Genomic DNA, 12,581 nt, shown 5'->3' with positions numbered 1-12,581 from the left:
ACGATTGGATGAATTGGATTGGGGTTATTGCAGTGGGACAACTTGCGCGGCTTGGAGACCTTTGGGACCTTTTTCGATAGAAAACTCCACTTTCTGGCCTTCCTTCAACTGCTTGTAGCCCTGCATATCGATTGCGGAGAAATGTACGAAGACATCTTCTCCATTGTCACGGCCGATAAAGCCGTACCCCTTGGCGGGGTTGAACCACTTGACGGTCCCGGTGAAACGTTCTGACATGCTTTACTCCATACATTTTGAGAAATTTCAGGTCTGGCTCCATGAGCCGCTTGACCATGTATGACAAATGTATCACGCCTTATTTTTGATGTCAAGTCAGATTGGTTTAGAATTTTTTTGAATGAGCCTGTTTCAAGTCAGAAAGACACAATTTTACCTGTTTGAAGAGACCTTCTCTCGCCCTTGTTTGACGATTCCGAATGAACCCCCGGTGTATTGCACAAACGCATGGGCTGGGGGATAATAATCCTGACTTGAACTTTTGCAGGGTCTAATGGGTTTGAGATGGTGAAGCCGAATCTTCAAAGCCTGAAACGCCAGTTTTTGTTGGCGGTGATGATTATTCTCCCGCTGGTCTTTCTTGCCATTTTGCCCCTTTCACCACGTCCTCTTCGGGAACTGACAATCATCACGCACTTGTATCAGGCGGAGGTTTTGAATAACCACGAGAAGGCTGCCATGAATTTGCGGATATTGTTGGATTATTACCCAGACCGCGTGGAGATGTGGGAGCGGCTGGCCTTTCACGAACTGGAGGCAGGGAACTTACCCCAGGCAGCAGCCGATTTTCAGCGGGCGTGGGAATCAGGCGCGATTTCCGAAAAAGGTTTGTTTTCATTGACTCAGGTTCTTTTTGAATTGGGGCGCCCCCACCTTGCGGTGGAATACGGGCTTGTTCTGCTGGACAAAGAGGATTTAGCCCCGGATCATTTTCGCCGATTGATTGATCTCTTTGAGAAAGCCAATCGCTGGGATCTGGCAAATCAAGCCGCTCAACGTTGGGCGCTTGTCCAGCCCGAAAATTCCGAGGCAGTCTGGATGGCGGCGGTGTTCCAGTCTTTTCAAAACCCGGATGAGGCCATCCGCCGGCTGACCCCATTGAGTGCCGGTCGCGGCGCACTGGCGCGCCAGGTCGGCCGCTTGTTAGAGGCTTTGGAAACGGCGCAGGAAAACCCCGACCCGGCCTACCAACGGCTGGTCATTGGTCAAAGATTAGGGGAGCTGGGTTACTGGTACGTTGCCGAGCAGGCATTTTTAGAAGCCGTCAGTTTATTCCCGGATTATGCCGAAGGATGGGCCTTACTGGCAGAAGCCCGTCAAAATTTGGGAAAGGACGGCTACACGGCTTTGCGGCGGGCGTTTGAACTCAACCCGGTTTCGGATATTGTCCAAACCGCCATGGCGCTCTATTGGCGGCGTCAGGATCAGCCTTTGGTGGCGTTGGGCTATTTACGAACGCTGGCAGAAAAACATCCCGATGAAGGGCGCTGGCAAGTCGAAATTGGGGCTGCGCTGGCTCAGAGTGGAGATTTGATCGAGGCGCTCCACGCATATCGGCGGGCGGTGGAAATTGAGCCGGAAAATGCCGAACTGTGGAGGTCGCTGGCGATGTTTTCTGCCTCGAATGGCTTTGACCCGCAAGCCTATACCTTGCCGGCTGCCCAACGGGCTTTAGATCTGGACGGCAGCAACCCCGCCTCACTGGATACGGCTGGTTTTGTTTATCTGCAATTGGGTGAATGGAAAGAAGCGGAACAGTTCTTGCAACAGGCATTGAAAGTAGATGATTCCTATGCTCCCGCTTGGCTTCATCTTGGACAGGTCTATCTCGAAATGGGCAGAACCAGTCAGGCTTTTCAACCCCTCAAAAAGGCTGCCGAATCGCAGGATGAAGGGATTGCTCTGACTGCCCAAAGATTGTTGCAGCGTTATTTTCCGGCTGAAGCCATTCAACCTTAGGATAGACATCTACCTCACGGCAGAGGACTGCCGTACATCAGCCGCAGGAGGTTGATCCGATGTTAAAGGTTTTACGCAATGGTTTGATTTTAATTGGGATTTTCATTTCCCTGAGTGGGTGTAATCTGATCAAGCAGATCGAGTCCTCGGCTCTGGCAGCAAAGGATGCGGGCAGTATCCTGTTGTATGATGATTTTTCGGATTCGGCCAGCGGCTGGCGGCAGTGGAGTTCTCCAGAAGCCGTCATTCATTATCAAAATGGCGTGCTTGCTTTTCTGATCAATCAGCCTAATTATGATTACTGGTCATTGGCGGGAAAAAACTTTACCGATGTCACCCTTGCTGTTGAGGCTGAATTCATCAATGGGCCGACCGATAACGATTTTGGGCTGATTTGTCGTTTTCAGGATGAATATAATTTTTATGCCTTTCTGATCAGCAGCGACGGTTACGGGGGAATTGTCAAGGTTAAAGATGGTCTTTATCAGGTTTTAAGCAGCCCAAATGGGCTGGAATTTGGTAAAATGATCACGCAGGGATATGCCCGAAATCAGCTACGCGCCGATTGCGTGGGCTCACGCCTGACACTGTTTGTCAATCAGCAAAAGTTCGCCGAGGTGGAAGACGCAGATTTCAGTATGGGTGATGTAGGGCTGCTGGCCGGTGCTTATCAAACAGCGGGTGTAGAGGTTCATTTTGACAATTTTTATGTGATTAAGCCTTAGAGGTATGCGCATCTATTTCGACACTGTTGGCTGTCGCTTAAATCAAAGCGAGATTGAATTGCTTGCCCGTCAATTTCGGGCGGCCGGTCATTTGATTGCTGATTCAGCTGCCGAAGCCGATCTGGTGGTGATCAATACCTGTACAGTGACCAGCGCGGCAGCCTCCGACTCGCGGCAAAAAATCCGCCAGGCTGCCAGAGCCGGTGGGGCTTCCATTGCGGTAACCGGCTGTTGGGCTACCCTTGAACCGGAAGCAGCCCGGCGATTACCCAATGTGGATTGGGTGATTCCCAATTCCGAAAAACATCACCTGACTTCAACCGTGTTGGGCATGCCGGTTGAGGAGTTTGATCTCGAACCGCTTGCCCGTCAGCCTTTGCCTGGTCTGCACCAGCGTACACGGGCTTTTATCAAAGTTCAGGATGGATGTGACAATTTTTGCACCTTCTGTATCACGCGTCTGGCTCGGGGAAAAGGACGCAGCCAATCCATTAACGAGGTCGTTGGCGAAGTGAGAGCGGCTGTGTCCGGTGGGGCACGCGAGGTCGTCCTTTCCGGCGTCCATCTGGGGTCGTGGGGAAAGGATTTTCCCATGCCACTGCATCTGCGTCATCTGATTGAAGCAATCCTGATGGATACCGATGTGGAGCGTGTCAGGCTTTCATCGCTTGAGCCGTGGGATCTGGACGAGGCGTTTTTCCGTTTGTGGCAGAATCCGCGAATGTGCCGCCATCTGCATTTACCGCTACAATCCGGTAGTGCGGCAACCTTGAAGCGCATGGTTCGCAAGACCACGCCCACAGCCTTTGCCTGCCTGCTTGAATCGGCCCGTGCCATCTGCCCGGAAATGGCAATTACCACCGATATTATCGTCGGTTTTCCCGGTGAAAGCGAAAGCGAATTTGAGGAGAGCCTGGCCTTTGTGCAGCAGATGAACTTTGCCGGTGGGCATGTCTTTTCTTTTTCCAAACGGGAGGGAACCGCAGCCGCCCGCATGAAGGGTACGCTCCATGGAAGCGTAATCCGTGAGCGGAATGCGCGAATGCGGGAGGTTTTGCGCCAGTCATCGCTGACTTATCGTCAGAAGTTCCTGGGGAGCCTGGCGGGCGTGTTGTGGGAATCCTGTGATGAGGTGGGAAGACAGGGCTGGCGGTTGCACGGCTTAACGGATCATTACATCCGCGTAGAGGCCTGCTCACCCCAACCGCTTTGGAATCAAATCAGCCGGGTCAGGCTGGTGCAAGTGACCGATGAGGGAATGCACGGCGAAATCCTGGATGTGGGGGAATAAGCCGAATTTCTACCGCAGCAGCCAGAAAGCCAGCGTGAAACTGATCATCCCCCACAAACTGCCGGCGATGGTCTGGTAGAGGGTATGACGTTTAAGGTGCACTCGTGACCATGCCACCAGCGGGATGAAAATTAACATGGGAACAGCCAAACCACCCCCAACCCAAAAGCCCAGTGAGGAAAAACCAGCCGCAGCGGCGGCGTGGGCAGAGATTTTCCATTTCAAGTTGACCAGAAAGAGGCCGCTGGTTTCAAAAGTCGCTGCAGCTGCAATCACCTGCAGCAAAACCGGGGCATAAGACTGATGAAGCATTCCGAAAGTTACCAGACTGCATGCGATACTGAGTAAATAAGGGCGAATGCGCTGCTGTCGGACGTACACATCCAGGTCGGTAATCTGGCCGCGCTTGTGAAGATAAACCAGATAGGCGGCCGGAGTGAGAATCATCAGGAATAGCGTGAGGAGAGACCAGCCTATGGCGGCACGGCTCGAATCCGTGAGGGCAATGGTCATCAGGGCGACGGCTGCAACCAATGGGGGTGAAAACAATCGGGAGATCCATTCGGCCAGCCGATAGTGCCATCTTTGGGGTACAATAGGCACGATTTGTTCAGAAACGTGAATGGAAGGGTTGATTTCCATATCTTTCTACTTTTTTAATTTTAATGGGTAGCGGTTAAAGTCTTTTGATGATCATGTTAAGGTTTGGTCAATGGAATTTTGATTTTCAATCCATTCGGTCGCAATCATATTGAAGAGGAGTGAGTAACTGAATCTATGAGCCCGAAGAAATGGTGGCAAACGGCTGTTTTTTATCAGATCTACCCGCGCAGTTTTGCGGATGGCAACGCGGATGGAATCGGTGATTTTGAGGGGATGATCGAGAAAGTGGATTATCTCAAATGGCTGGGAGTGGATGCTGTCTGGCTTTCACCGCATTTTGCCTCCCCTCAGGTGGACTGGGGCTATGATGTCAGTGATTATTATGGGATTGCTCCTGAATATGGCACAATGGAGCAATTTTTCCAATTTATGGAGGAATTGCATCGTCGCGATATGCGGTTGGTGCTGGATCTGGTTTTGAACCACACCTCTGATCAGCACCCGTGGTTTTTGGAATCCCGTTCCAGTCGGGACAACCCCAAACGAGACTGGTATATCTGGAAGTCGCCCCGCAATGGCGGTCCTCCGAATGACTGGTTCTCTACTTTTGGGGGGCCGGCGTGGACGTTTGACCCGCAAACCGGCGAATACTATTACCATTTCTTCTTTGCCCAACAACCTGACCTGAATTGGAGAAATTCCGAAGTCAAACAAGCCATGTTTGAGGTGGTACGTTACTGGCTGAACCTTGGCGTGGATGGTTTTCGCCTGGATGCTGTTGGCACGATCTTCGAACGGGAAGGGTACCCCGATCATGCTACCGGCGATCATCTGGATGCGATTTACCGGGATGCACGGCTCGCTAAGACAAAGGATGAGGAACGCCGGGCAAACCGCCGCTGGCTGCGCCTGTTCCGGCATCAGGTGGACATGCCCCAAGTGCACGACCTGATGAGAGAACTCCGCCAGGTGGTAAATGAATACCCGGAAAAAGTTTTGATCGGCGAGACGGAGGATGTTCGCTTTTATGGGAGCGGAGAAGATGAGCTCCACTTGAATTTCAATTTTCCTTTGATGCGTACAGACCATATCACGCCGCGTTGGGTGCGCAATAACCAGAGGGAGAGATTTTCGCAAATGCCGCCGGACGCCTGGCCGTGCAATACCTTAAATAACCATGATGCCGGACGAATGATGAGTCAATTTGGGGATGGAAAACATGATCAGCAGATTGCACGGGTTAATCTGGCCTTGCTGCTGACTTTGAAGGGTACCCCTTTTTTGTACAATGGTGAAGAAATCGGCATGGTCAACCACCTTGACCTGAAGCGGGAAGATTTCCGGGATCCGTTGAGTTTACATGCTTACCGCCTGGAAATTGAATTGCTGGGTAGCTCTCCTCAGGAAGCCGAATTGCACGCGATTGAATATGGACGGGATAAGTGCCGCACCCCGCTGCAATGGGCTAATCAGCCAAACGCCGGTTTTTGTCCGGCAGAGGTGAATCCGTGGCTGCCGGTTCATCCGAATTATGCCGAGGGGGTCAATGTTGAGGAGCAGAAAGATGCCCCCGACTCCTTGCTGAATTACTACCGGAGGTTGTTGCATTTGCGTAAAAACACGCCCGCATTGACTGAGGGCGACTATCAACCGCTGGACGAAAATAACCGCAATGTGTTCACTTTTCTAAGACGGACAGAAAATCAAAGCTGTGTGGTGGCTTTGAACATGAAAGCCCGCCGTGCCAGAACCGTTTTGCCCCACTGGATTAAAAATTTGCGGTGTGTTTTTTCAACACACCGCAGGGAAGGACAATCGGCGCAGGCTGGTTTTCTTTCCTTGCAGCCCTTTGAGGTCTGGATTGGCGTGATTGAATCGCCTTAAATCTTCAATTGAGAAATGATATTTTTTAGCAGGTTGGCTGATTTCTGCAGACCGATGACTTCTTCCTCATTCAGGTCAAGGCGGATGATGCGTTCCACACCGTCCAGGTCTACAATGGTGGGCAGACTCAGGCAAACATCCTCAATGCCGTAGTAGGGTTCGTCAATGTAACTGGAAACGGACAGGACGGTGCCTTGATCGCGAATGATCGCCTCGCAAATTCGCACCAGGCCACTGGCAATGCCGTAGTAGGTAGCCCCTTTGCGCTCGATGATGTGATAGGCAGCATCGCGGGTTTGCTCAAAGATGGTATTGAGGGTTTCATCCGCGCAGCCCAACTCGTTGACAGCACAATACTGCGGCAGGCGCATACCGGCGATGTTGGCAAGAGACCAGACCGGTACTTCGCTATCTCCATGCTCGCCAATGATGTGGGCATGTACACTGCGCGGGTCAACGTCAAAGTGTTGAGAGAGCAGGTAACGGAAGCGAGCCGTATCCAGCACCGTTCCCGAACCGATGACATGATTGCGTCTGAAGCCGGAAATCTTGAAGGCAACGTAGGTCAGGATGTCAACCGGATTGGTGGCGATCAGCAAAATTCCATTGGGGTTGTTTTCCACAATTTTGGGGATGATTTGCTTGAAGATTTCGGTATTGCGCTGAACCAGGTCCAGGCGGGTTTCACCGGGTCGTTGAGCCGATCCGGCTGTGATGACGGTGATCACTGCCCCTGCCGTATCTTCGTAGCTGCCGGCCCAGATGCGAGCTGGTCTGCCGAGAGGCATAGCGTGATTCAAGTCCATTGCCTCACCTTCGGCTTTGGCGTGATTGGCATCAATCAGCACAATTTCGCTGGCCAATCCGCTAATTAAGAGGGAATAGGCAAAAGTAGCTCCGACATTGCCCGCACCGACAATGGCGACGCGGGTTGGTTTCTTAAACACATGGGTCATGGCAATTCTCCTTGCGAAAATTATCGTTGAGACTGTTTTTCTTTGGCCTTGCGGGCTTCCATGAAGCGGTCATAGACCCGCTTCCAGGCCTGAGTTGGCTTCTCCGGCCGGATTTTTTTGTGTTCCTCTGTGCTCATAAAAAAGGCAAAGTCTTCTAAGAGAACGGAGATGGGTTCATCCGGCGAATGATACAAAATGGGTTTGCCAAGGTTAATGGATTGTACCAGTATGTCCGGTGAATAGGGGAGGCTGAGTGTAACAGGTTTTTTGAGTGCTTGTTCAATTCGATCGCGCGGTAAACCGTGTTTGGGAAATACATTGTTCAAAACCAGTTTGATTTTTTCGGGGGGATAATTTAATTTGGTATAGGTGTCCAGCGCTGCCGCTGCAGCTCGCAACGAGGAAAGTTCGGGAGCCAGTACGAGCAGGATAACATCAGCCATCTCCAGGGCGATAAGCGCCACTTCGCTGAAATCATGGGGTAAATCGGCAATGAGGTAGTCATAATGGGGGCGGAGAAGCTTGAGGGAGACGTTCAGAGTTTCGTCGGAAAGCATCTCCGCTTCGGTAGGAAAGGTGGGGGCAGCGATGAAGCTCAATCCGCTTTTGTGGTTTTCAATAATCGAATGGAGGGCTTCGGTGTCCATTTCCAAGGGGTCAATCCCGGCAAGATCGGCCCAAGTGCGTTTGAGGGGCATGTTCAACAAAAGGGCAACCTGTCCGGCCATCAATACCAGATCAATCAAAAGAGTGGGGGTGTTCCACAGGGAACGAAGTGCAATTGCCAGATTGACGGCGAGGGTGGACGTGCCAATTCCACCGCGTAAGGAATGCACGGCAATCATCTTTGCCATTTTGGTCGGAACAGCCCCTTCACCGCTGGGCAAGGCATGGCGGATCACCTCCATGCGGCGGAGAAGGACGGTCATGCGGGCTACCAATTCTTCCGGCTCAAAAGGTTTGGTAATGTGATCATCGGCTCCGGATTCAAACGAGGCAAGTTTATCCTGTAAGCCCGCCTGACTTGTCAGCACCATGATGGGGGTGTGGGCAAAAGCAGGGTCGCGGCGTAATCGGCGGGTGACCTCGTAGCCGGAAATGTCCGGTAAGTTAAGGTCGGTGATGATGACATCCGGTTTTAGGATATTGGCGGCTTCCAATCCCTGTGTGCCGGTCAGCTCGGTATATACCATGTGTCCCAGCGGACGCAGGGCATGTTCAATCATGCGGTGGAAGATGATTTCGTCATCAATCAGCAGTACAGTGGCCATGAATCTATCCTTTGAGGTTGTTTTCTGCCGGGTGTTGCTGCGCTTTCATTTCCAGCAGGGCTTTCTTCAGCAAGGGGATCTGACTTTCCATTTCAGCAATTAAATCATCCGCCCCATTCAAGTCTCCGTTGGCTGCCTGTAAATCCAGCTGGTGAGCCAGGCGGGTCAGTTTGACGGCTTCAAAGTTGGCTGCCACCCCTTTAAGGTTGTGGGCATGGAGTTTGACACTCGCAACATTTTGGGAGCGAACGGCTTCTTTCAGTTCGACCAATTTGGTTTCGCACTGCTGGATGAACTCTTCAAAGGTGGCCAGAAAGAACTCCAGGTCATCACCGAAGCGCGGGAGGATTTTTTCGACGTAATGGGCATCACCAAGTGATTGGGTGTTTTTCCGGAAAGCACGGCTGAGGAATTCGTCTTCTTCCCCGATCAGATCCTCGCCCAGTGGAGAAATCTGCTCTTCAGTGGAGGGGGGTGCTGATTGGGGTAAAAAGCCGTTTGGGTCGGTTTCAAGGGATTGAAAATACTGTTCAAATTCCAAGGAGAGGTCTTCCTTGATCAATGTGGTTGAGGTTTCATCCACGTCCGATTGTTTTGGTTCGCCTTCAGCCTGCTTGTGTCCCCAATGTTCGATGGCATTGAACAATTCACGCGGTTTTATCGGTTTGGAAAGGTAAGCATCCATCCCGCTGGCGAGGCAGCGTTCCACATCACCGGCCAGTGCCCGCGCCGTCATGGCAATGATGGGGGTGTGATGCGAGGTTCCCTCTCTGGAACGAATTCGCAATGTGGCTTCATAGCCATCCATTTCCGGCATCTGGACGTCCATCAAAATTAAGTCGTAATTTCTTTGGGAGGTTTTTTCAACAGCAACCCGTCCATTTTCGGCTTCTTCAACGGTATGCCCAAATTTGGTGAGCAAATTCACAACCACTTTTCGATTGACTGGATTATCTTCGACCAGGAGTATGTGGCGCGAGAGGGAAGTACGCAGTCCAGAGGCGGTCAGGCGGTTTTCGGTGGCCGGTTTTTCGGCAACTCTGGCCGGCTCCGGGCTGGCAAGAGCGGACTTTAAAGCATTGTAGAGCGCCTGTTGACGCACCGGTTTAATCAACGTGGCTATGCAGCCGACTTTCTGGCAATCTTCTTTGGTGATATGAGTTCCAAGGGTGGTCAGGACGATGACTTTGAGATCGTTGTTTACCAATGGTTTGATGTTATCCGGCAGACGGGGTTGACCGTTATCCAATAGAATCCGGTATTCAACCATTGCCAGTTGCACTGGAGCCCGATTTTCGCTGGCGAATTGGAGTACCTGAACAAAGGTTTCACGATCCGCGCATTCCGTGACCGCAAAGCCAACTTTTTCCAGTTCCATCCGCAAGGATTGACGACTGGATGCATTAGGATCGGCAATCAAGATGTGTTTTCGGTGAGAAAGGGAAATTAACTTGTGCGGCTGGGATTCGGGAGTTTCCTGACGCGAAAAGACAGCGTTGAAAGAAAAAGTGCTGCCAACCCCCGGTTCACTGATCAGCGAGATTTTTCCACCCATCAGCTCCACCAACTGGGTAGAAATGGCTAAACCCAAGCCGGATCCGCCGTATTTGCGGGTAGTGGACATATCCGCCTGAGTAAAGCGCTCAAAAATGCGCGCCTGGCGGTCGGGGGGTATGCCGATACCGGTATCGCGTACCGAGAAACTGATGGTGGCCTGCGTGTTGGTTTGGGCAATCGGCTGAACGCTGATGACAATTTCTCCCTGCTCGGTGAATTTAACCGCATTGCCGACCAGATTATTCAATACCTGCCGCAAGCGGTTGGGATCTCCACGCAACAAGACAGGCGTTAGCGGATCAATCTGACAGACCAGTTCCAGCCCTTTGGCAGCCGCCCGCTGTGAAAAGTTGACGGCCACATTTTCAACAATGGTGCGTAAATTGAAGTCGGTGGTTTCCAGTTCCATTTTGCCGGCTTCAATTTTTGACAAATCCAGAATGTCGCTAATCAAGTTGAGGAGCGACTCGGCACTTTCCAGCGCAGCGGTGAGATATTCGTTTTGTTCGGCGTTGAGGGGCGTATCCAGCGCCAGGTTAAGCATGCCGATCAGACCATTGAGTGGTGTGCGGATCTCATGACTCATGTTGGCCAGAAATTCACTCTTGGCCAAATCGGCTTCTTCGGCTTTCTGGCGGGCGCGCACCAGTTCGGTGATGTTGTGATACAAGTTGAGAACGCCCACCTCCTGTCCGTTGACAATGACCGGAACACCGAAGATCTCCACATCAATCAATTCACCACGCCGGGTCTGGCGCTTACTGACGCTGTGAATCAGCTCACCCTGACGAACCCGGCGGCTAAATTCAAATGCGCCATCTCGGAATTCTTTGGAGGTGATGATTTCATCCAGTTTTCCACCCAGCACTTCTGCCTGAGTGTACCCAAAAAGCCGTTCGAAAGCGGGATTGCAGGCTACGATATGACCGTTCAGGTCAAGGGTGACAATCGCAACCGGGCTATTCTGGAAGATACTTTCAAAGTATTGTTTCTGGCGTTGAATTTCAGCCTCGGCTTTTTTGCGTTGAGCGATGTCGTGGAAGATGTAGATGATTCCTTGCTGGTTTTCACCATCCTGAAAGGGAAAACCGGTTACTTCAAACCAGCCGTATAAAGATGGCATGGGGATGACCTGAGTTTTGGTCAGGGCTTTTTTCTGCACCGGTTCAATGACACCAGGGAACACCTCTTCGATATTTTTACCAATCAAGTTGGCGTAGGAGGTTTTAAGGGTTTGGATGGTTGCCTGATTGCAGCGTATGATTTTCCCGCTCGCATCGGTCAGTAAAATCAGGTCTGAGATCGCATCGAAGGTTGCTTCCCACTCCTTTTTTGCCCGGATGATATTGGCTTCGGCCTGATGCCTTTCCAGTATTTCACGCTGGGAAATTTCTTTGACTGCGTAAAGTTCAGCGGTGCGCTGGACCAGTTCATCTTTCAGGCGCAGGTTTTGGCGGATTGTTCTGAAGTGCTGGAAAGCGTTGACTGAGTTCAGCAGAACGATGAAAGCCGAAAAAAGGTCCACCAGCCATAATATCGGTTCATTGAATTGAGCCTGAAAAAAGGAAGAGAGTGTAAGGGTGAATCCCCCCGAAAGAATAAATACCGCCGTAACTAAGAACGGCAGAACCAATCCCACTACTACCGCTGCGATAGGAAAAAGTATCGGGACAAGCGTGCTGAGGGGGAGTTTGGGGTTCGTATCCGATAGCATTTTGTTTTCTCAACTGGCAGGAAGGAAATAAATCATCCAATTTCCTTGACTAAAATGAGAGAGTTGAAAAATCAAGCGTAATACGCCGAGCAGGCTGTTTGAGGGGTGGAAAAGCCGCACCCGATGGGGTATCCACCCTAAAATAAAGGGGCTGTGTATCTTGATTTGACCTCTTCACTTCCATTTTTTCTGGATTTTTGACCACCAGCGACACTTCACCCTCCGCATGGGAGTTCACCCTTGGATGGCGGCCCCAGCCGGGGTTTTGAACCCGACGCCAAACAGGAGCTTGACCATTCGTTTCAAGTTGAGCGCTATCGCCGTCAAAAAGGCTTGCACCGCAAAGCCCATTTTTCCCAAATACCGGCAGCGTCCCAACCCATGCCACTGTTTGGCTTCCCCAAATTTGCGTTCGATTTTGTAGCGCTGTTTCAAGCCTTGACGGTACGGTTGGGTCTGCTCCAAGGCCAGCCAGCTGTCTTTGTTGGCGTCTTTCTTCTGCGTGCGCGTCTTTTTCAAGCGAATTGCCGAGTGTAAGCCGTGCAGTTCTAAATAGAAGTGATTGTTGCCGTCATCATAGCCTTTATCCGCCGCATAGGTCTC

Annotated in this window: 11 protein-coding genes; 4 read left to right on the top strand and 7 right to left on the bottom strand. The window is 51.4% G+C overall.

Annotated elements, in window-relative coordinates:
• Positions 1–24: 24 nt before the first annotated feature.
• Positions 25–237, bottom strand: a complete 213-nt coding sequence (locus tag AC812_RS07485; protein WP_061918092.1) for a cold-shock protein — start codon at positions 235–237, stop codon at positions 25–27.
• 285 nt (positions 238–522) lie between these two features.
• Here AC812_RS07485 and AC812_RS07480 point away from each other — a divergent pair, with 285 nt between their 5' ends.
• Genes AC812_RS07480 through mtaB form a run of 3 tightly spaced genes read left to right on the top strand, consistent with a single transcriptional unit; the run spans position 523 to position 3,993 of the window.
• Entirely contained in the window at positions 523–1,977 is a 1,455-nt protein-coding gene (locus AC812_RS07480) for a tetratricopeptide repeat protein (protein WP_061918090.1), read from the top strand.
• A 59-nt stretch (positions 1,978–2,036) separates the two neighbouring features.
• A complete protein-coding gene (locus AC812_RS07475) occupies positions 2,037–2,702 on the top strand; it encodes a hypothetical protein (RefSeq protein ID WP_061918088.1) in 666 nt (221 codons plus the stop codon).
• Between the two features lie 4 nt (positions 2,703–2,706).
• The gene (mtaB, locus tag AC812_RS07470; RefSeq protein WP_061918086.1) at positions 2,707–3,993 is read left to right on the top strand and encodes a tRNA (N(6)-L-threonylcarbamoyladenosine(37)-C(2))-methylthiotransferase MtaB; all 1,287 of its coding nucleotides are present in this window, start codon (positions 2,707–2,709) and stop codon (positions 3,991–3,993) included.
• Positions 3,994–4,002: 9 nt separating this feature from the next.
• Here the strand turns inward: mtaB and AC812_RS07465 are convergent, their stop codons facing one another.
• Positions 4,003–4,635, bottom strand: coding sequence for a phosphatase PAP2 family protein (locus AC812_RS07465; protein ID WP_061918084.1), 633 nt, complete (start codon positions 4,633–4,635; stop codon positions 4,003–4,005).
• 135 nt (positions 4,636–4,770) lie between these two features.
• Between AC812_RS07465 and AC812_RS07460 the strand changes: the two genes are divergently transcribed.
• Positions 4,771–6,480: a glycoside hydrolase family 13 protein gene (locus tag AC812_RS07460; protein WP_061918082.1), complete on the top strand. Its 1,710-nt coding sequence runs from the start codon at positions 4,771–4,773 to the stop codon at positions 6,478–6,480.
• On the opposite strand, the gene AC812_RS07455 is transcribed toward AC812_RS07460, so the two are convergent.
• From AC812_RS07455 to AC812_RS07440, 5 genes are all read right to left on the bottom strand, one after another.
• Entirely contained in the window at positions 6,477–7,436 is a 960-nt protein-coding gene (locus AC812_RS07455; RefSeq protein WP_061918080.1) for an L-lactate dehydrogenase, read from the bottom strand. The two genes, AC812_RS07460 and AC812_RS07455, sit on opposite strands and share 4 nt — an antisense overlap.
• 20 nt (positions 7,437–7,456) lie before the next feature.
• Positions 7,457–8,707 (bottom strand): CpaE/TadZ family protein, encoded by a 1,251-nt coding sequence (locus AC812_RS07450; RefSeq protein ID WP_061918078.1) that lies wholly within the window; start codon positions 8,705–8,707, stop codon positions 7,457–7,459.
• A gap of 4 nt (positions 8,708–8,711) precedes the next feature.
• The gene (locus AC812_RS07445; protein WP_061918075.1) at positions 8,712–11,978 is read right to left on the bottom strand and encodes a hybrid sensor histidine kinase/response regulator; all 3,267 of its coding nucleotides are present in this window, start codon (positions 11,976–11,978) and stop codon (positions 8,712–8,714) included.
• A 49-nt stretch (positions 11,979–12,027) separates the two neighbouring features.
• On the bottom strand, positions 12,028–12,192 hold the full coding sequence (locus AC812_RS17820) for a hypothetical protein (RefSeq protein ID WP_169787276.1): 165 nt from the start codon (positions 12,190–12,192) through the stop codon (positions 12,028–12,030).
• Between the two features lie 20 nt (positions 12,193–12,212).
• On the bottom strand, positions 12,213–12,581 hold a 369-nt coding region (locus AC812_RS07440; protein WP_062158777.1), incomplete at its 5' end, for a transposase.

It is taken from the genome of Bellilinea caldifistulae (assembly GCF_001306055.1).
Taxonomy (GTDB): Bacteria; Chloroflexota; Anaerolineae; order Anaerolineales; family Anaerolineaceae; genus Bellilinea; species Bellilinea caldifistulae.
The sequence above is the reverse complement of the archived record's forward strand: the minus strand, read 5'-3'. Positions and strand labels throughout refer to the sequence as shown.